The organism is Flavobacterium sp. ACN2 (assembly GCF_002303885.1).
GTDB lineage: Bacteria > Bacteroidota > Bacteroidia > Flavobacteriales > Flavobacteriaceae > Flavobacterium.
In genome coordinates this window covers 138,185-158,118 of the sequence record NZ_MRCM01000002.1, presented here as the reverse complement: position 1 = coordinate 158,118, position 19,934 = coordinate 138,185, and the positions used below count along the sequence as shown (strand labels likewise).

General features: G+C 34.4%; 23 protein-coding genes and 1 riboswitch. Of the genes, 4 read left to right on the top strand and 19 right to left on the bottom strand.

Annotated features, from left to right (window positions below; translation table 11 throughout):
* Positions 1-67 precede the first annotated feature (67 nt).
* Positions 68-706 carry a leucyl/phenylalanyl-tRNA--protein transferase gene (aat, locus tag BSF41_RS02635; protein WP_095927971.1) on the top strand — a complete coding sequence of 213 codons (639 nt, stop codon included), beginning with the start codon at positions 68-70 and terminating at the stop codon, positions 704-706.
* Between the two features lie 3 nt (positions 707-709).
* Complete coding sequence (locus BSF41_RS02630) at positions 710-1,504, top strand: MOSC domain-containing protein (RefSeq protein WP_095927970.1); 795 nt, start codon at positions 710-712, stop codon at positions 1,502-1,504.
* Here the strand turns inward: BSF41_RS02630 and BSF41_RS02625 are convergent.
* From BSF41_RS02625 to BSF41_RS02565, 13 genes are all read right to left on the bottom strand, one after another.
* Positions 1,501-2,211, bottom strand: coding sequence for a HesA/MoeB/ThiF family protein (locus BSF41_RS02625; protein WP_095927969.1), 711 nt, complete (start codon positions 2,209-2,211; stop codon positions 1,501-1,503). The two genes, BSF41_RS02630 and BSF41_RS02625, sit on opposite strands and share 4 nt — an antisense overlap.
* Positions 2,212-2,281: 70 nt before the next feature.
* Positions 2,282-3,394, bottom strand: coding sequence for a 2-iminoacetate synthase ThiH (thiH, locus tag BSF41_RS02620; RefSeq protein WP_095927968.1), 1,113 nt, complete (start codon positions 3,392-3,394; stop codon positions 2,282-2,284).
* Between the two features lie 74 nt (positions 3,395-3,468).
* Positions 3,469-3,846: a GxxExxY protein gene (locus BSF41_RS02615; protein ID WP_095927967.1), complete on the bottom strand. Its 378-nt coding sequence runs from the start codon at positions 3,844-3,846 to the stop codon at positions 3,469-3,471.
* A 140-nt stretch (positions 3,847-3,986) separates the two neighbouring features.
* Positions 3,987-4,763 carry a thiazole synthase gene (locus BSF41_RS02610; RefSeq protein ID WP_095927966.1) on the bottom strand — a complete coding sequence of 259 codons (777 nt, stop codon included), beginning with the start codon at positions 4,761-4,763 and terminating at the stop codon, positions 3,987-3,989.
* On the bottom strand, positions 4,744-5,382 hold the full coding sequence (locus BSF41_RS02605; RefSeq protein WP_095927965.1) for a thiamine phosphate synthase: 639 nt from the start codon (positions 5,380-5,382) through the stop codon (positions 4,744-4,746). Before BSF41_RS02605 ends, BSF41_RS02610 begins: the two co-directional genes overlap by 20 nt.
* Positions 5,375-6,115 carry a hydroxymethylpyrimidine/phosphomethylpyrimidine kinase gene (locus BSF41_RS02600; RefSeq protein WP_095927964.1) on the bottom strand — a complete coding sequence of 247 codons (741 nt, stop codon included), beginning with the start codon at positions 6,113-6,115 and terminating at the stop codon, positions 5,375-5,377. Before BSF41_RS02600 ends, BSF41_RS02605 begins: the two co-directional genes overlap by 8 nt.
* Entirely contained in the window at positions 6,082-6,687 is a 606-nt protein-coding gene (locus tag BSF41_RS02595) for a thiamine phosphate synthase (RefSeq protein WP_095927963.1), read from the bottom strand. The genes BSF41_RS02600 and BSF41_RS02595 overlap by 34 nt, the downstream gene beginning before the upstream one ends.
* Positions 6,688-6,734: 47 nt before the next feature.
* Positions 6,735-8,558: a phosphomethylpyrimidine synthase ThiC gene (gene thiC / locus BSF41_RS02590; protein ID WP_095927962.1), complete on the bottom strand. Its 1,824-nt coding sequence runs from the start codon at positions 8,556-8,558 to the stop codon at positions 6,735-6,737.
* A 113-nt stretch (positions 8,559-8,671) separates the two neighbouring features.
* The gene (gene thiS, locus BSF41_RS02585) at positions 8,672-8,878 is read right to left on the bottom strand and encodes a sulfur carrier protein ThiS (protein WP_095927961.1); all 207 of its coding nucleotides are present in this window, start codon (positions 8,876-8,878) and stop codon (positions 8,672-8,674) included.
* Between the two features lie 67 nt (positions 8,879-8,945).
* Positions 8,946-9,043: riboswitch (TPP riboswitch) on the bottom strand.
* An 85-nt stretch (positions 9,044-9,128) separates the two neighbouring features.
* Positions 9,129-9,692: a DNA-3-methyladenine glycosylase I gene (locus tag BSF41_RS02580; protein WP_095927960.1), complete on the bottom strand. Its 564-nt coding sequence runs from the start codon at positions 9,690-9,692 to the stop codon at positions 9,129-9,131.
* Between the two features lie 70 nt (positions 9,693-9,762).
* Entirely contained in the window at positions 9,763-10,188 is a 426-nt protein-coding gene (locus BSF41_RS02575) for a lipocalin family protein (protein WP_141248110.1), read from the bottom strand.
* A 165-nt stretch (positions 10,189-10,353) separates the two neighbouring features.
* Complete coding sequence (locus tag BSF41_RS02570; protein WP_095927958.1) at positions 10,354-11,034, bottom strand: hypothetical protein; 681 nt, start codon at positions 11,032-11,034, stop codon at positions 10,354-10,356.
* Between the two features lie 17 nt (positions 11,035-11,051).
* Positions 11,052-11,714 carry a queuosine precursor transporter gene (locus BSF41_RS02565; RefSeq protein WP_095927957.1) on the bottom strand — a complete coding sequence of 221 codons (663 nt, stop codon included), beginning with the start codon at positions 11,712-11,714 and terminating at the stop codon, positions 11,052-11,054.
* Positions 11,715-11,883: 169 nt separating this feature from the next.
* Here BSF41_RS02565 and BSF41_RS02560 point away from each other — a divergent pair, with 169 nt between their 5' ends.
* Complete coding sequence (locus tag BSF41_RS02560; protein WP_095927956.1) at positions 11,884-13,947, top strand: M3 family metallopeptidase; 2,064 nt, start codon at positions 11,884-11,886, stop codon at positions 13,945-13,947.
* Positions 13,948-14,008: 61 nt separating this feature from the next.
* Here BSF41_RS02560 and tsf read toward each other — a convergent pair whose 3' ends face one another.
* From tsf to BSF41_RS02530, 6 genes are all read right to left on the bottom strand, one after another.
* Complete coding sequence (gene tsf / locus BSF41_RS02555; RefSeq protein WP_095927955.1) at positions 14,009-14,971, bottom strand: translation elongation factor Ts; 963 nt, start codon at positions 14,969-14,971, stop codon at positions 14,009-14,011.
* A 140-nt stretch (positions 14,972-15,111) separates the two neighbouring features.
* Positions 15,112-15,876 (bottom strand): 30S ribosomal protein S2, encoded by a 765-nt coding sequence (rpsB, locus tag BSF41_RS02550; RefSeq protein WP_095927954.1) that lies wholly within the window; start codon positions 15,874-15,876, stop codon positions 15,112-15,114.
* A 176-nt stretch (positions 15,877-16,052) separates the two neighbouring features.
* Positions 16,053-16,439: a 30S ribosomal protein S9 gene (gene rpsI, locus BSF41_RS02545; protein WP_035645327.1), complete on the bottom strand. Its 387-nt coding sequence runs from the start codon at positions 16,437-16,439 to the stop codon at positions 16,053-16,055.
* Entirely contained in the window at positions 16,439-16,894 is a 456-nt protein-coding gene (gene rplM, locus BSF41_RS02540; protein WP_095927953.1) for a 50S ribosomal protein L13, read from the bottom strand. Before rplM ends, rpsI begins: the two co-directional genes overlap by 1 nt.
* 194 nt (positions 16,895-17,088) lie before the next feature.
* Positions 17,089-17,901 (bottom strand): ferritin-like domain-containing protein, encoded by an 813-nt coding sequence (locus BSF41_RS02535; protein ID WP_095927952.1) that lies wholly within the window; start codon positions 17,899-17,901, stop codon positions 17,089-17,091.
* A gap of 26 nt (positions 17,902-17,927) precedes the next feature.
* Positions 17,928-18,674: a ferritin-like domain-containing protein gene (locus BSF41_RS02530; RefSeq protein WP_095927951.1), complete on the bottom strand. Its 747-nt coding sequence runs from the start codon at positions 18,672-18,674 to the stop codon at positions 17,928-17,930.
* 208 nt (positions 18,675-18,882) lie between these two features.
* Here BSF41_RS02530 and BSF41_RS02525 point away from each other — a divergent pair, with 208 nt between their 5' ends.
* Positions 18,883-19,908, top strand: a complete 1,026-nt coding sequence (locus BSF41_RS02525) for a LacI family DNA-binding transcriptional regulator (protein WP_095927950.1) — start codon at positions 18,883-18,885, stop codon at positions 19,906-19,908.
* The last annotated feature ends 26 nt before the right edge of the window (positions 19,909-19,934 follow it).

Genomic DNA, 19,934 nt, shown 5'->3' with positions numbered 1-19,934 from the left:
TTGGGATTTGGAATTTTGTTTTTGAATTAATAATTCTAATTAGAATTTTGTCATTGAAATTTAAATAATGTATTTCTTATTTGATAATTTATATTTTCCGCCCGTTTCAGAAGCCGATGAAGAAGGTATTTTGGCTGTTGGTGGTGATTTGAGTCCCGAACGCTTAAAATTGGCGTACCAAAAAGGAATTTTTCCTTGGTTTAATGAAGGTGAGCCTATACTTTGGTGGGCACCTGATCCTCGTATGGTTTTGTTTTTAGACGAATTAGTTATTTCTAAAAGCATGCGGAATATTTTAAATAGAAAACAATTTACAGTTACCTTTAATACCAATTTTAAAGAAGTAATTTCGAACTGCCAGAAAATACAACGTATTGGCCAGGACGGAACTTGGATTTCAGATGATATAGTAGAATCGTATTGTGAACTTAATCGTCAAGGAATTGCAAAATCGGTTGAGGTTTGGCAAGACGATGTTTTAGTTGGAGGTTTGTATGGCGTCGATTTGGGACATATTTTCTGTGGAGAAAGTATGTTTTCGAAAGTGTCAAATGCTTCTAAAGTGGCTTTTATATCTCTAGTAAATCATTTAGAAAAAGAGAATTATAAATTATTGGATTGTCAGGTTTATAATCCACATTTGGATAGTTTGGGTTGTCGCGAAATTGATCGTGAAGAGTTTATGTCCATTTTAAAAAGTAAATAGAAAATGAATGCAATTTACAGCGTAAAAGAAATTTATATTTATCCGATAAAGAGTTTGGCAGGAATCAGCCTTGCGTCTGCAAAAGCTGAAGAAATGGGATTTGAAAACGATCGACGTTGGATGCTCATTGATGCAGAAAATCAAATGCTGACGCAGAGAGAACATCGCATTATGAGCCAGTTTTATCCGCAGATCTCAAATGGAAAAATCAGTATTACGTTTCAGGATCAAAAACATGAATTCTCTACTGACGAAAGTTTAGAAGATGCAATAGAAGTAAATGTGTGGGATGATAAAAGCCAAGTTGTTGAGGTAAATCTAGAAACATCAAAATGGTTTAGCCTGCATTTAGGTTTTGAATGCAAATTGGTTAAAATACTTAAAAATGGAGCCCGTAAGCACGAAAGTTCCAGGTTAAAAGAAACATTCAATGTAAGTTTGGCAGACGGTTATCCATATTTATTAATTGGATCCAAAAGCTTGGATTTTTTGAATGAGAAGCTCGATGAAAAAATTACTATAAAAAGATTTCGTCCCAACATTGTAGTAAGCACTGAAAATCCTCATGAAGAAGATGATTTTAAGACTTTTGCGATAGGCGGAGTTCAATTTAAAAATATAAAACCCTGTGGAAGATGTGTTATGGTGAACAATGATCCAGAAAACGGGCGTTTAAAAAAAGAACCTTTGAAAACTTTAAGTAAATACCGAAATGTAGATAATTCGGTTTTATTTGGGACTAATATCGTGAGTTTGAATTCTGGAATTATTAGCGTTGGTGATGAGGTTATTTTTTAGAAATTCAGTTTTGTAAAATTCCAATTTAGAGTATTAAAAATGACCAATTCATTTTTTAAAGTTGGTAATTCTAAAATTAATTTTAAGGTTTCGTGCGCCATCATGTTGCCAATAATTCCTGGCAATGTTCCCAAAACACCGTTTAAATTGCAATTTGGAACATCTTTTGGATCTGGCATTTCGGGAAATAAATCTCTAAGATTTTTACTTCCGTTATGATTGAAAACCGCAATTTGCCCTTCAAATTTTAAAATGCTTCCGTAAACTAAAGGTTTGCCGTGCTCAACGCAAGTATCATTGACTAAATAACGAGTAGAAAAATTATCAGAACCATCTACAACAATATCATACTGCTGAATGGTTTTTGAAGCATTTTCAGCAGTTAGTTTTTCATTAATTGCAACAGTTTCAATCAACGGATTGAGTTTTGAAACTACATCTTTTGCCACAATTGCTTTATGTTGACCAATTTCATTTTCGGTATACAAAATCTGTCTGTGAAGATTGTGAATTTCAATAATGTCAAAATCCATGATTCCAATAAAACCAACTCCTGCAGTTGCAATGTATTGTAAAATCGGACAGCCCAAACCTCCTGCGCCAATTACTAAAACTCTAGCTTTTTTTAATTTTTCCTGACCCTCATCACCAATTTCAGGCAGAATAGTTTGTCTGTTGTAACGAAGGAACTCTTGTATAATACTCATTTTTTTAATTGTGAATTGTGAATTGTGAATTGTAAAATGTTAAGTTTTCAAACCTGAAACTTGAAACATTTCAACTATAAGCTTTGTCCCAGTCTTTCCAAACGGGTTCATAGCCCGCGTTTTTAATGATTTTTGAAATTTCTTCTGCTGAGCGCTCATCGCTGATTTCAAATTGTTCCAAAGATTGCGGATCTACAACATAACCACCCGGATTGGTTTTAGAACCAGCACTCATACTTGTAACCCCAATTGGAATAATGTGGTTTCTGAATTTTTCGTTTTCGCGAGTTGAAATCGAAATTTCTAAATCTTCATTCCACAATCTGTAAGCACAGATAAGTTGTGTCAAATCTTTATCATCCATAATAAAATTAGGTTCGATAATGCCTTCAGCAGGACGGAGACGCGGAAAAGAAACAGAATATTTCGTTTGCCAATATTTTTTTTGGAGATAATCTAAATGCAAAGCATTAAAAAAGCTATCTGTTCGCCAGTCTTCTAAACCTAATAAAACGCCCAAACCTATTTTATGAATTCCGGCAGTTCCAATTCGATCCGGAGTTTCTAATCGATAATCAAAGTTTGATTTCTTCCCTTTTGTATGATACTTTTTGTAAACTTCCTGATGATACGTTTCCTGATAAACCAAAACTGAATATACTCCAGCATTGTGTAAACGTTCGTAATCTTCTGTAGAAAGGGGTTGTACTTCAACAGAAATAATTGAAAAATCTTTTTTGATTAAGTTAATGGCATTCAGGAAATAATTGATGTTTACAGTATAATTCGCCTCGCCTGTAACCAATAAAACATGATCAAAGCCAGTGTTTTTTAGGGCTTCTACTTCCAGTTTTATCTCAGCATCAGAAAGTGTTTTTCTTTTGATTTTATTGTCTAGACTAAATCCGCAATAGGTACAAATGTTTTGGCATTCGTTGCTTAAGTAAAGCGGGGCATACATCTGGATGGTTTTCCCGAAACGTTTCTTGGTAATTTCATGGCATTTTTGCGCCATTTGCTCTAAATAATTTTGAGCAATAGGTGAAATTAGAACTAAAAAATCATCAAGATTGTATTTGGTTTTGGCCAAAGTGCGTTCAACATCTTTTGACGTGGTTTTATATATCTTGGATTGGATTTCATCCCAATTATATTGCTCAAAAATAGATTTGAATGTTTTCATTTTGTTTTGGTTTCACGCAGATTTTACAGATTTAAGCTGATTAAAATGATTTAAATTTTGATCTGTGTGATTGATTAGATTTTATTTGCAATTCTTTTAATGTCATTAAGAATGTTTGTCGTATTGAAATTTACTAACAAGCCTAATTTTTTGTTTGTTAATCTTAAGTATGTTGCTACTTGTTTGTAATGAATAGGGGCTAAATCCTCTACAGATTTTAATTCTATAATTACTTTGTCTTCTACTAAAATATCAATTCTAAAAGCTGGATCTAACGTTATTTCTTCATATGGAATTATAACTTCAACTTGTTTTTGAATCTTTAAATCCAGCTTTTCTAATTCATAAAACAAAGCGCTTTCATAAACAGATTCAAACAAACCTGGCCCTAAATTGTTATACACTTTAAAAATTGCTCCTCTTATCAGATACGAAATTTCATTCTCAGTCATAATTCTTTAAATTTTATTAAAAAAAACAAAATCAAAGAATTTTCTTTCTTTTTAAGGTATTGGTTTTATACAGATTTGAGCGATAAAAAAAATCAAATTAAATCTGCTTTAATCTGCAGAAATCTGCGTGAAACCAAAAATTACTCATAAAGAAAAGAAGTCAAAGGGCTAGAAGCCGAAGCATAATTTTGTTGATTGGCAACTTTGGCTTCAAAGGCTTTTCTTCCTGCAATTACAGCTTCCTTAAAAGCCTCAGCCATTAATTTCGGGTTTCCTGCAACAGCAATTGCAGTATTTACCAAAACAGCATCGGCACCAATTTCCATTGCTTTTGCGGCATCAGAAGGAGCTCCAATTCCTGCATCGACAATAACAGGAACCGCACTTTGTTCAATTATAATCTCTAAGAAATCAATCGTTTTTAAACCTTTATTGCTTCCAATTGGCGAACCCAAAGGCATAACGGCAGAAGTTCCTGCACTTTCTAAATGTTTGCACAAAACAGGATCAGCATGAATGTAAGGAAGTACAATAAAGCCGAGTTTAGCCAATTCTTCTGTTGCTTTTAAAGTCTCAATTGGATCTGGCATTAAATATTTCGGATCGGGATGAATTTCGAGTTTTACCCAGTTTGTTTCTAAAGCTTCACGAGCCAGTTGTGCTGCAAAAACAGCTTCCTTGGCATTTCTTGCTCCTGAAGTGTTGGGTAATAAATTAATATTTGGATGATTTAAATGCGATAAAATAGCATCTGTATCAGTTTCCAGATCGATACGTTTTAAGGCAACCGTAACCAATTCACTTTCTGAAGCTAAAATAGCGCTTTCCATTTCTTCATTAGAACCAAATTTTCCCGTTCCAAGAAACAAGCGGGATTGAAGGGTTTTGTCTCCTATATTAAACAATGATGTTTGCATGTAATTTTTCGTTTAGTTGTTGAATTAATTTTTCTTTCTCATCACTTTCGGTAATGATTCCAGAAACGGCAATTCCATGAATTCCAGTCTCCATTAACGGACTCACGTCTCTTAATGTGATTCCTCCAATGGCATACACAGGAATATCGATTTTATTTTTTTTCAGTTTTTGAAGAATATCGAAATAGCCTGATAATCCTAAAATTGGACTTAGTTTTTCTTTTGTGGCAGTAAAGCGAAAAGGTCCTAAACCAATATAATCACAGCCATTTTTAACATGATTTTCAATATCTTCAAAAGTATTTGCAGTTCCTCCGATAATTTTTGCAGCGCCTAAAATTGCTCTTGCTTCGTCGATTTTTGTATCGGTTAATCCTAAGTGAACTCCACAAGCGTCTATTTCTTTGGAAAGATGCAAATCGTCATTTACAATAAAATTGGCGGTGTATTTTTCGCATAAAAATTTTACCGCTTCCGCTAAAGTGAAAGCATCTTTTTGTGTTTGGCTTTTAAAACGCATTTGTATCCAATTGCAACCAGCGTCAAGTGCTTTATGAATATTATACAATTGATTTTCGATAGTTTCGCCCTGCGAGATATATTGAAGTTTGCTATACATAGTGATATCCTATTAAAGTTGTAGTTGAGCTTAAGTAATTTTCGATATAGATTTTAGCGTTTTTGCAGGCTTCTTTTATAGGCTGATTTAAAGCTAAATTCGAAGCAATGGAAGAAGAAAGTACACAACCTGAGCCATGTTTTTCAAAGCAGTTTTTTTCTGATGGAAGCAATTCTAATACTTCATCTTTTAGAAACAGACGATCTGTTCCTAGTGCCTTTTCGTTATGTCCGCCTTTTAATAAAATGTTCGTTGAAAATCTATTTTTTTTAGAAATATAATCAGGAAATAAAATTTCAGCTTCATGATAGTTCGGTGTAATCAAATCTATTTTTGACAGTATTTTATTTAAATCTAATTGATCTTCAATATTCATAAATTCAAATTTTGTAGTCGATTTCAAAACAGGATCCCAAACAATTTTTGTTGAAGGAGAAAGCTGTTTTATAATTGAAAGAATCTGGTTTAAATCATGTAAAGAAGACACAATTCCTATTTTCACAACGCTGATTTTATAATTTAAAAACAAAGTTTCGATTGAACGAATTACAAAACTCAAATCAGTCCACTGAATTTCATAAAACTGATTTTCAGTTTGAATAGTATTCGCTGTAGAAATAGCAAAACCAGTCACTTTAAGCTGTTCAAATGTCTTGATGTCAGCCAAAATTCCAGCGCCTCCAGACGGATCTAGACCTGCTATTGTAAGTGCGAATGGACGATTTTCTGACATAATTTAAATTGTTTTAACGGATTTTCATTTTTCCAAATAGTTCCCAAAAGTGCGACATCATCAAAACCATTTTCAAATGCTTTTTGAATGTTTCCTGAATCAATTCCGCCCAAAGCAACCATTTTTGTTTTATGATTTTTTCTTGATTTTATTTCTTCAAAAAGATCTTTTTGAGGAGAATAATTTTCTTTAGAAATACTTTTAAAAACAGGACTTAAGAACGCATAATTAAATTTCGTTTCTAACGAATTGAAATCTTCGATGGAATGCGTTGATGTTGAAATTGATTCGCATTTAAACCTACAAGGTTTTGGAAACCTTGCAGGAAATTCTTTTCTATCTTTCTCAGAAAAATGAAATCTTTCAATGCCAAGATCTTCGGCTAACTGATGATGACTGTGCAAAACCAGATTAGTCCGAAATTCTAATTTGATCTGATGAATGAACTTTGCCGTTTCTACTTCTGAAAAATCAGGTTTGCGGATATGAAGCGAATACAATCCTTCTTCCAATAAAGAATGAAGAATTTGAATTTCATCTTCAATAAAAAAAGGATTTGTAATCACAATCATATCTTTCCTCTATGTTCTTTTTTCTATTTTCTTTCCTCTATGTTCTTTTAGATGTAAATCTCTTTCCCCTGTTCAATAAATTCTTCCGATTTCTCCTGCATTCCTTTTTCAGCTGCAGCAACATCCCTAATTTCCTGAGATATTTTCATAGAACAGAATTTAGGACCGCACATCGAGCAGAAGTGTGCTACTTTTGCGCCATCAGCAGGAAGTGTTTCATCGTGGAATTCTCTTGCTGTATCTGGATCTAAGGCCAAATTAAACTGATCTTCCCAACGGAATTCAAATCTTGCTTTGCTCAACGCGTTATCGCGATACTGCGCACCCGGATGGCCTTTCGCTAAGTCGGCAGCATGAGCAGAAATTTTATAAGTGATTACCCCATCTTTGACATCTTTTTTATTCGGTAGACCTAAATGTTCTTTCGGTGTAACATAGCACAACATCGCGCACCCGTACCAGCCAATCATAGCGGCCCCAATTGCCGAAGTGATATGGTCGTAACCTGGCGCAATATCCGTAGTTAAAGGGCCTAAAGTATAAAATGGAGCTTCATGACAATGTTCCAGCTGTTTGTCCATGTTTTCTTTAATCATGTGCATTGGTACGTGCCCTGGACCTTCAATAAAAACCTGAACATCGTGTTTCCAAGCAATTTTTGTCAATTCACCCAAAGTTTCTAATTCGGCAAATTGTGCAGCGTCATTCGCATCCGCAATCGAACCTGGACGTAAACCATCTCCCAAAGAAAAGGCAACGTCGTATTGTTTCATGATTTCGCAGATTTCTTCAAAATGCGTGTAAAGGAAGTTTTCTTTATGATGAAACAAACACCACTTTGCCATGATAGATCCGCCTCGTGAAACGATTCCGGTAACACGATTGGCAGTTAAATGAATATAACGAAGCAAAACCCCAGCGTGAATAGTAAAATACGAAACGCCTTGTTCTGCTTGTTCAATCAGTGTATCACGGAAAATTTCCCAAGTTAAATCTTCGGCAATTCCTTTTACTTTTTCTAATGCCTGATAAATTGGAACGGTTCCAATTGGTACAGGAGAATTACGAATAATCCATTCTCTGGTTTCGTGAATGTTTTTTCCTGTGGATAAATCCATTATAGTGTCAGCTCCCCAACGGCAAGCCCAAACGGCTTTTTCAACCTCTTCTTCAATGCTTGAAGTCACGGCGCTATTTCCGATATTGGCATTTATTTTCACCAAGAAATTACGTCCCACAATCATAGGTTCGCTTTCTGGATGGTTGATGTTGTTTGGAATAATCGCCCTTCCGCAGGCAACTTCAGTGCGTACAAATTCTGGAGTGATTTTGTTTTTTGGGGTATTTGCACCAAAACTATTCCCACCGTGCTGGCATTGCATGGCTTTGGTTTGCTCATTTAAAAGTTCAATACGCTGGTTTTCACGAATCGCAATATATTCCATTTCTGGAGTAATAATGCCTTGTTTGGCGTAATACAATTGTGTTACATTCGCGCCTTTCTTAGCACGTTTTGGCTGATGTAAATATTCAAAACGAAGATGATTTAGACTTTCATCTTTTAATCGGCTTAAGCCATAATCTGAGGTGATTTCGTTTAGGATTTCAACATCATTTCGATCTAAAATCCATTGTTCTCTTAATCTCGGCAATCCTTTTCTAATATCAATTTCAATATTTGGATCTGTGTAAGCGCCCGAAGTGTCATAAACGGTTACGGGTGGATTTTTCTCAATTCCGCCATTTGAAAGTTTAGTATCGCTTAAACCAATTTCGCGCATTGCTACTTTTATGGGATGAATTTCTCCATCGATATATACTTTCTTAGAATTCGGAAACGGGGTTCTGGATATTTGTTCTTCTGTTGTCATAATCTTGTATATTGTAAAAAGTTAGATGTAAAATGTGAATTGTAGAGACGCACCGCAGTGCGTCTGCATCCAGTATATAATTGGAATTTGGAATTTTTAGATTGGAATTTATGTCATCCTCCCTGCGTTGCAGAAATAATTAAAATTTCGTCAGTTTCTTGTACGAAGAATTCGCTCCATTTATTTTTTGGAACAACAGTATTGTTGACGGCAATAGCGATTCCGTTTTGTTTGTGCGGAATTTCGAGATCGAGCAATGATTGAACGCTTAGCGATTCAGCATTGAATTTTTTAGTTTGTTGATTGATTTTTAGTTCCATTCCTTATTTGAGTTTAGTGTATAGATACACCTTAGGAATGGCTACAAGAACGCATAGAAATGCGTGCAGAAGTCATCTTACTTTTCCCTACGCTAGTATGAACTAGATCAGGTTCAGAGGGTAAAATCTCAGCCTACAAGTTTGTAGACACCCCTAAAGTGTGAAGCAAATATATGTAATTTTTGTTTAAAAGTTTCAGGTTTCAAGTTTCAGGTTCAAAAAAACTGAAAACTGTGACTGAAAACAGAGACTATTTTCTTTTTCGGGTAAAGCAATCTTCCACATGATCATTGACCATTCCAGTTGCCTGCATGTGTGCATAAATAACTGTCGAGCCAACAAATTTAAATCCGCGTTTTTTTAAATCTTTGCTGATTTCATCTGAAAGAGGAGTAGTAGCTGGGGCATCTTTTGAATTTTTTAGATGGTTTACAATCGGTTTTCCATCAGTATATTTCCAAATATAATCGGAGAAAGAACCAAATTCCTCTTGGACTTTCATAAAAGCGAGAGCATTAGAAACCGCTGCCTTAATTTTTAGTTTGTTTCTAATAATTCCTGTATTCTGCATTAGCTCTTCAATTTTATCTTCAGAGTAAAGAGCTATTTTTTTATAATCGAAATAATCAAAAGCAGCTCTGAAGTTTTCTCTTTTGTTTAAAATTGTAATCCAACTTAAACCAGCCTGAAAAGTTTCTAAAATTAAAAATTCAAATAAAGTAGGATCATCATAAACAGGAACGCCCCATTCTTCATCATGATATTTTTTATATAAATCGCTGGCAGAACACCAGCTGCATCTTATTGGTTCCATCTTTTTATTTTAAATGTAAAAAAAAACCTCAAACTTGAAGGCTTGAGGTTTAAAAAAAGTTTCAAAAAAATTATATGCGTTTGAACTCAACTACATATGTTTCAGATACACTGTATGTATATTTAATTTTTAAAGTTGTTTTATTTAATACTAAGATTTCTCCATTATCAACAGAAGTATCACCGTCATATTTAACAGTTATTGTATTGTCTTTTCTAGTCCAAGTTCCATTTTCAGAATAATCATTACATTTTGAATTGCTGTATTCAGAATAATGATCGATGAATTTTCCTCCTGCTTGAATTTCAAAAACATCTTTGTTGCAACCTCCTTCGTAAACTACTGGAGTTAATTTTTCTTTTCCGTCAACAATAGTTCCGTCTTGGTATACTTCCCATTTCCCTTCAAGAGACGCGTTATCACTGTCATTACTGCTGCAAGATACTGATAATCCTAGTGCCAATACAGACACAAAAAAAATACTTAGTTTTTTCATTTTGGTAGATTTGTTTGTTAAATTTTTTAACAAAAGTAAAATCTTTTTTAAGAAAAACTAGCTTTTAAAATCAGTTTTTTCGTATTTATTTAACATTTTTTTATAATTTGTTGGTTTTTAGGTAAATATGATTTTTTTTTGCTTTTTAATAGTTTTTTTCTTTTTCTATCTTCCTATTTGCCAGCTATATCCTTTTACACTCGGGATATAAGCAGAACGTCCAACAATGACTAAATTAGTGTAGATTTTTCGATTGTATTTTATACCAATTGCATTTCCAGAAGTGTACATTTTATTGGCCTTAAAGACTACTTTCATTTTGCCGTCTTCAAGTTCTGCGTCAGATACTCTTTCAACAAGCCAAGTAGATTGCCATTTTACGGCCAATTCATTTTCTGCCGTTTTGGTTACGCTTTTTACTAGTTTGACAGCTTCTTCGGGAATTTCAAAGTGTTCCGTTAACTGTTTTTGAGTCATCGTCTGGCCCATTTTGCATTTTGCTAATATTTTACGGACATTAACAAAATTCAATAATTCCTCATTGACTTCTTTTTTTACAGAGATTGGAGGACTTACAACAGTATTTTCCGCTTGAGAGCTTAATTTGTTTACTTCTATCGGATTTTTAAGTGAAAAAGGATTTTTTTGAGCAGTAGTTTTCTTTGATTCAAACTCTTTTGGAGCGGTGATGTTTTTTGAAGAAACTTTATGGGGTATCTTCATAGTTGCTGGTGTCAACTTATTGACAGACTGAATGACTTTTTTAGGCTGTTTTTTTTCGTCATTGCCACAGCTGAAAAAGAAATAGGTAACAGAGAATAAAATAAGTAAATAATTATTTTTCATGACCTAAATATGTTTTTTTATCCCTTGTGTGCAGGATCTTGGTCTAAATATTTTTTAATCAGATGATGCCCTAAATAAATTGCGGGAGTTAATAAAATAGCAATTGCTAATTTAAAAGTATATCCTATTAACCCTGAAGATATAAAAGTGTCAAAATCAATTTTTCCCGGAAGCCAAAAAGCAATTCCTAGAACAATAAATGAATCAAACAATTGCGAAATAACAGTAGAACCAGTTGCTCTTAGCCATATTTTCTTTTCGCCAGTTCTGTTTTTGAAAAACCAAAATATCCAGACGTCAATCAGCTGAGAGGCCATAAAGGCAATTAAACTTCCGACGATAATCCACATACTTTGCCCAAAAACAGCTTCAAACTGCTGATCGTTAACAGGGCTGATTCCTTTTGCGGCGGGAATAACAATTGCCATAAAAAGTATCAGAAAAGCATAAGCAATCAGACATGCTGTAATGAAAGAAAGCTTTTTTACTCCTTTTTCGCCAAAATATTCATTAATCAAATCGGTTGTAAGAAATACAATTGGCCAAGGCAAAATTCCTATACTCATCACAAAAGGACCAATTTGAATTAGCTTTCCCCCAATTAGCTCAGCCACAACGGCGTTGGTTATAAATATTCCTGCTAAAATTACAAAAACAATTTCTTTTCTGGTTTTAAACATGTCATTTTTAAATTGATATTTCAAAAATAAACTATTTCTTTTAAATCTTTGAAACGGATTAATTTTTATAATCCGTTTCGATATGAAGTTTGCTTTTGATTGGTTATTTTTGAGATTCTGTTGCTTTTTTAAATTGAAATTTTGCACAGACTTAATTAATGTATTTGTTATGAAAACACCAATAGAATTAGATAATTCATTATTAAAAAGTTGGTCCGGTCCATATGGAGGAGTTCCAGATTTTACAGCTTATAAAGTTCCAGATTTTCAGCCCGCAATAGAATTTTCTATCAAGGAAAAATTAGAAGAAATTGAGGCAATCGCCAATAATCCAGAAAAGCCGACATTTGAAAATACAATCGAAGCTTTAGAACTTTCTGGCGAAAAATTAGATCGAATTCATGCGGTCTACGGTATTTACAGGTCTAATCTGAGTACTCCAGAATTTAATGAAGTTGATACCGAAATGTCTCCAAAATTGGCAGAGATTAATGATAAACTGTATCAAAATGATAAACTGTTTGCTAGAATTGAAACCTTATACAAATCGGATGAAAAGAAGAATTTAACTAAGGAACAGCGACGTTTACTTTGGCTGTATTATAGCGATTTTGTTAGGGAAGGGGCAGAGCTAACCGGAGCGGATAAAGATAAAGTAGCTAAGATCAATCAGGAATTAGCGGGACTTTTTACCGCTTTTAGTCAAAAGTTGTTGGCAGAAGAAAACAATCAATATATTGAGTTAAGTGCCGAAGCTGATTTTGACGGTTTGCCCGAAGAATTTAAGAATGCAGCAATTGCAGAAGCGAAAGAAAGAAATCTAAATGTTTTAGGCTGTATTGGAAATACGAGATCTTCGATTGAGCCTTTTCTTACTTTCTCAAACAGAAGAAATTTAAGAGAAAAAGCTTTTGATATTTTCGTAAAAAGAGGTGATAATAAGAATGAAAATGATACAAATGAAATATTGGTATTTATTTTAAGATTAAGGGCTGAAAAGGCGAAGATTTTAGGTTTTAAAAACTTTGCTGAATGGAGCTTGTCTAATAAAATGGCCAAAGACCCACAGAAAACGCTCGATTTAATGAACTCGGTGTGGAAACCTGCCGTAGAAAAGGTGAAAAATGATGTTTTGGCCATGCAGGAAATGGTAAATAATGAGGGTGGAGATTTTAAAATACAGCCTTGGGATTACCGTTTTTATGCGGAAAAAGTGAGAAAAGCACAATATGATTTGGATCAAAATGAAATAAAAAAATATCTGCAGTTAGAGAATTTGCGAGAAGGAATGTTCTGGACGGCCGGTGAATTGTTTGATTTAGGATTTAAACAATTATTTGATGTTCCCGTTTATCATTCCGATGTTCGTGTTTGGGAGGTGAATAATAAAAAAACAGGAGAACCAATTGGTTTGTGGTATTTTGATCCCTATGCACGTGTTGGTAAACGTTCAGGCGCGTGGATGAATTCGCATAGAGATCAGCAGAAGATAAAAGGAAATGTACTTCCAATTGTTTCAAATAATTGCAATTTTATTAAAGGAAATAGCGATGAAGCTGTTTTGATTTCGTGGGATGATGCCACAACTTTGTTTCATGAATTTGGTCATGCGCTTCATGGATTGTGTTCCAATGTTACTTATCCAAGTCTTTCTGGGACTTCAGTTGCCAGAGATTATGTAGAGTTTCCTTCGCAATTGCTAGAGCATTGGTTAGCGACTCCAGAAGTGTTGAATAAATTTGCGCTTCATTATAAAACGAACGAACCTTTATCACAATCATTGGTAGAAAGAATAGGAAAAGCGGCTAATTTTAATGAAGGTTTTGCAACTGTCGAAACGATTTCAAGTTCTTTTGTTGATATGAAATTGCATTTAACAACTGAAACAGTCGATCCGCATGCATTTGAGAAGAAAGTTTTAAGTGAAATTAATATGCCTTCAGAAATCGTGATGCGACATAGAATTCCTCAATTTGCTCATATTTTTTCAAGCGATGGATATGCGGCAGGTTATTACAGTTATTTATGGGCAGATGTAATTAATGCAGATGCGTACGAAGCTTTTTTAGAAGGTTATGGACCTTTTGATAAGAATGTTTCTGAACGTCTTTATAAGACAGTTTTAAGCGTGGGTAATACTATTGATAATGAAGAGATGTATGAAAATTTTAGAGGGCATGCGCCGAAATCTGATGCATTGATGCGAGCAAGAAATTTTCCAATTGAAAGCTAAAAATAAAAAAAAGCCCGAATAACTAAATATTCGGGCTTTTTAATATTGAAAAAATAATATATTAACCTAAAGAAACTCTTTTGAAACCTGTAATTTCAACATTGAATCCTTTTACGTAATCACCAACTTTTTTACTATCATCTTTGATGAAGTTTTGATCTAATAAAGCTTTTTCTTGATCTAAAGTAGTATTGTCAGAAATGAAACGTTGAACTTTTCCTGGAAGAATTTTATCCCAGATTTGCTCTGGTTTTCCTTCAGCTTTTAATTCAGCTTTAGCATCTTCTTCTGCTTGTTTGATAACTTCAGGAGTTAATTGAGAGAAAGAGATGTATTTAGGAACATTTTTTAAAGTTTTTCCTAAACGTGCAGCTTCTTCATTTTCTTTTTCGATTACAGCAATACGAGCAGCAAGTTCAGAAGCAACGAAAGCAGGATCAAAATCTTTGTAAGATAATGTATCAGCTCCCATAGAAGCAACTTGCATAGAAACGTCTTTTGTTAAAGCCTCAGCATTAGCGATTGGAGCAGAAATAGCTGTTAAAGCAGCAATTTTGTTAACGTGAACATAAGATCCAACGAAAGCACCTTCTAAAATTTCGAAACCACCGATTTCGATTTTCTCACCAATAACACCAGTTTGCTCGATTAATTTCTCAGCAACAGTGATTCCGTTGAAATCAGAAGCTAAAAATTCTTCTTTAGAAGAGAAGTTGATCGCTTTTTCAACTAAATCTTTAGCTAAAGTTACGAAAGCTTCATTTTTACCTACGAAGTCAGTTTCACAGTTTAAAGTGATGATAGCTCCTTTAGTGTTGTCTGCATTGATAAAAGAAACAGCAGCTCCTTCAGAAGAATCACGGTCAGAACGGTTAGCAGCAACTTTTTGTCCTTTTTCTCTAAGGATTTGGATCGCTTTATCGAAATCTCCTTCAGCTTCAACTAAAGCTTTTTTACAGTCCATCATTCCGGCACCTGTAGATTGTCTTAATTTATTTACGTCTGCAGCAGTAATTGTTGACATAATATTTTGAATTTTTAATGTTAAAAGTAAAAAATTCCAGCTTTTAAATCCCAAACTCCAATTTTAATAAATTATCAACATAACGTTTTTAATTTTGTATTTGGATTTTGGAATTTAAAATTTGGAATTTAAATTTTGATTTATTCTTCAGTTGCAGGAGCAGCTTCAGCCTCAACAGCAGGAGCTTCTTCAGCAGCTTCAACTTCTTTTTCAGCACCTCTGTCAGAAAGACCTTCGATTACTGCAGTAGTTACTAAAGATAAAATTTTGTCAATTGATTTAGAAGCGTCATCATTTGCAGGAATCACGTAATCAACCTCTCTTGGGTCAGAATTCGTATCAACCATTGCGAAAACTGGAATGTTTAATTTTTGAGCTTCTTTTATTGCGATGTGTTCAGCTTTGATATCTACTACGAACAATGCTGCAGGTAATCTAGACATATCAGCAATTGAACCTAAGTTTTTCTCTAATTTAGCACGTAGACGATCAACTTGTAAACGCTCTTTTTTAGATAAAGTGTTGAAAGTGCCATCTTTCTTCATTTTATCGATAGAAGACATTTTTTTAACTGCCTTTCTGATAGTTACGAAGTTAGTCAACATTCCACCTGGCCATCTTTCAGTGATGTAAGGCATGTTTGCAGCTTTTGCTTTATCAGCAACGATGTCTTTTGCTTGTTTTTTGGTAGCTACGAATAAGATTTTTCTACCTGATGCAGCGATTTTTTTCAAAGCTTCGTTAGCCTCTTCAATTTTAGCTGCAGTTTTATATAGATTGATAATGTGAATACCATTACGCTCCATATAAATGTAAGGAGCCATGTTTGGATCCCATTTTCTAGTCATGTGTCCGAAGTGAACACCTGCTTCTAGTAATTCTTTTACTTCTATTTTGTTTGCCATTTTTGTACTAGTTTACGTTCTGTTGATTAGCAATGTATAAATGGCGATTTCTCTGGCTTTATACATTTAGATGCTAAACTATATCCTACCTCGGTAGGAGAGCAACAATAACTGTGTTTTTTAATTTCAATAAATAATTGATAATGTCTTGTCCCATTTGAACAAGACAGGTAATATTAACGTTTAGAGAACTGGAATCTCTTACGAGCTTTCTTCTGACCGAATTTCTTACGTTCAACCATTCTTGGGTCTCTTGTTAATAAACCTTCTGGTTTAAGGATTCCTCTGTTTTCAGCGTTAACTTCACACATTACGCGTGCTAATGCCATTCTTACAGCTTCTGCCTGACCAGTTGTACCACCTCCGTAAACGTTTACTTTTACATCAAAGTTACCAGCGTTTTCTGTCATAGAAAGCGGTTGTAAAACTTTGTATTGTAAAGTTGCAGTTGGAAAGTAAGTTGCGAATTCTTTTTTGTTTACAGTGATGTTTCCAGTTCCTTCAGAAACGTATACACGTGCAACAGCGGTTTTTCTTCTACCGATTTTGTGAATAACTCCCATTACTTAAGATCATTTAGGTTAACAGTTCTAGGTTTTTGAGCTCCGTGAGTGTGCTCAGATCCTACAACAACATTTAGATTTCTAAAAAGTTCAGCTCCTAATTTGTTTTTAGGTAACATACCTTTTACAGCTTTTTCTACTAATAATGCAGGGTTTTTAGCTTGCAATACTTTAGCAGTTAAAGTTCTTTGTCCTCCTGGGTAACCTGTATGACGCATGTAAATTTTGTCATTCAATTTTGTACCTGTAAGGTTAATTTTTTCTGAGTTGATAACAATTACGTTATCTCCACAGTCAACGTGCGGTGTGTAACTTGGCTTGTACTTGCCTCTTAAAATCATTGCAACTTTAGAAGCAAGACGTCCTAAGTTATGACCCTCAGCGTCAACAACAATCCACTCTTTAGTTACAGTGGCTTTGCTTGCTGAAACTGTTTTGTAGCTTAATGCGTCCATAATATTATTTTAATTAAACATTCCATCCCCAATAAAGGGGATGCAAAAGTACAATTAATTATTTTAAAACCAAATACCTGAAAGAATATTTTATCTGCTGAAAATCAGGGCTTCAGTTTTTTAAATAATTTGCGAATAAAAAAACCGTCTCTACAATAAAGTAAAGACGGTTAAATATTTATGAAAAAAAGTGATTATACAATAAATATATTGGCAATATCAACAACTTGCTGTGTCGTAAGTGGCTCATCGTAAGCTTCTGAGCCCGCTGCGGCACCAAAAGCGGCTGCGGTATTAAATCCTGCCTGAACGGTTACGCCTTCGCCATCGTAAACGGCTTGAGTTGCTGCCGGCATACCAGCGCCTCTTTCAGCATTAGAGATCCATCCTTTTAAACCTCTTAATCTTCTCACTTCAGATGCATGTCGCGCTTCAACAGAATGTATCTGCAATGCTGCCGTCAATAAATCGGGTGTTGTGATCAAGTTTGCAGCTTGTCCTTTATAGGCTCTAACACCTGTGTCTTCAAATGCTTGTGCCAAAGCTAAAAAGGTTGGGTAATCTCCAAACGGATTAAATGCTCCTCCAACCGTAAAGTCAAAAGTAGGTTTAGGAACGAAGTTGACACTTGCGGTGCCGCCTAAGCCTGCAATTAAAAATTTAACATGATCAGATTCGTGTGCTGCAATTTGTTGGAATACTTTTAAGTCTCTTCCTCCGTTTTCTGAAGCTGGAATTACTCCAGAATCTAAAGCCATTGCATAAAATTCGTTTTCAAGATATTCTAACGTTAGCGCGAATTGCAAAGCTCCAATAGGTGTTGCCGGAGTTGCTGTAATGTCTTTTGCGAAAGCCTTATTGGTAAGAGCCGACAATCCGAATGGAATTGATGCTAAAGCTAAATTTTTCCCGATATTTCCAAACTGTGTAAAACTGTCTCTTCGAGAACCAGTACTGTTCATCAAATTATCGTCAGTAAAGGATTCTATAAATTTTAAAATGTTCATAATTTCTAAGTTTTTGACGGTTAAGATTAAGGTAGGTATTTAGCTGTGAATTTTGTGGTGATAAAACCAGCAGCAATTGGCAGTATTTTAGATGGATCTTTTGCATCATCTAATCCTGTTGACATATTTACAATATCATCTCCGGCAAAATCTTTCGAATTCGGATTAATTAAACTTCTTATTGCAGCAGCATGTCTGGCTTCAACAGAAACAATTTTTCCTGCCAATAATAAGTAGTCCGCTGTTTTAATTAATTTCCCTGCTCCGTTATAAGCAGCAACGCCAGTATCTTCTAATGCTTTTGCAGTTGCAAGAACTTCGGTACGGCTATTGAAATTTAATGAACCATAATTAAAGGCTAAAGAAGGCAGCAATTGTGAACTTGGATCAGGAAGTGCTCCATTCAAAGCCGCTTTGAAGAAATCTCTGTGAACCACTTCATGATGGTATAAATCGGTTAGAACTTCACGTTCAAGACTGCTAAATACAGTATTAAAACTACTTGCATTAACAACTTTAGTATAAAAGTCGGCTTCTAGTTGTTCGAGAGCGTACGCGTAAGTCAAAACTCCAAAATCTCCAGAGCCTAAATCAAAAACGCCATTTCGTATTCCAGGCAATGAGGTGTCTGGCATATCATTATCATTGTCATTGTCGCTGCAGCCAGCTAGGACCAAACCTGTGGTGACTAATGTTAATCCGCTGAGCTTAAGAAAGCTCCTTCTGCTATTCAGTGAAGGGTCAACTTCATGAATTTTAACTTCGTTTTTCATAATCAAGTTTTTTATTAGGTTAATAACATTGGTTTTTAGTTAACGGGTATTTAGTTATTAACGAAATTTTAGTAAGAGCGGTTTTAAAATCTCTGTTTAATTAATTATTATTTCGAAATGACTTATATTTTTAAATACTAATGGCTTGTTTTTGTTTTATTTTAGGTAATTCTACTATATTTGTATTAATTACATAAAATTCAATTGGATGAAAGCTAAAGCAACTCTAAAACAAATTGCGAAGGAACTGGGAGTTTCGGTTTCGACTGTGTCTAAAGCATTGAATGACAGTCCAGAAATTAGTGAACAAACCAAGGTGAAGATTAAAGAGTATGCCAAACTCAAAAATTATAAGCCGAATGTTATTGGTTTGAATCTTAAGAATCGTAAGACAAAAACGATTGGCGTGATTATTCCTAATATTTTAAATTCTTTCTTTGCGAAAGTTTTTAGTGGTATTGAGAAAGTTGCCGATAAAAAAGGATATAATGTAATTACCTGTATCTCGAACGAATCTTTGGAGAAAGAAATTCATACGCTTGAAATGTTGAGCAACGGAACAATTGACGGATTTATTCTTTCGGTTTCTGAAGAAGCTCAAAAACTTCAAGATTACAATCACTTTTCGGAAATAATTAATGATGGAACACCAATTGTGATGTTTGACCGTATTGCCGATGAAGTAGATTGCGATAAAGTTGTGGTAGATGATTTTGATTCTGCATTAAACTCAACACAGCATTTAATTAATTTAGGATGCAAAAATATTGCTCTAATTTCTTCTGTAGATAATTTAAGTGTTGGAAAATTGAGAGCCGATGGATATTTGAAAGCTTTGGCAGATAATAATATTCCGGTTAACGAAAAAATTATTCTTCGTACCGATTCTGAAGATGATATGAAAGCAAAAATTGACTCGATTTTTGATCATAAAATTGACGGAATTTTTGCCTTAGACGAAAATGATTCTGTTGCGGCTTTAAGAGTAAGTTTGAAAAAAGGTTACAGAGTGCCAGAAGATATTTCAATCATTGGTTTTGCTGACGGAATTTTGGCTTCAAGACGTTTATCGCCAAGTCTGACAACTGTAAGTCAGCATGGAGTTGAAATTGGAGAAGTTGCGGCAAAAAGATTAATCGAAAGATTGGAAGAACCAGAAGGAACAATTTCTGAATACGAAACAATCGTCATTAAAACAAAATTGAAAGAAAGAGAATCGACTCGAAAAAAATAAAACTAAAAAACCATCAGCTGAAACTG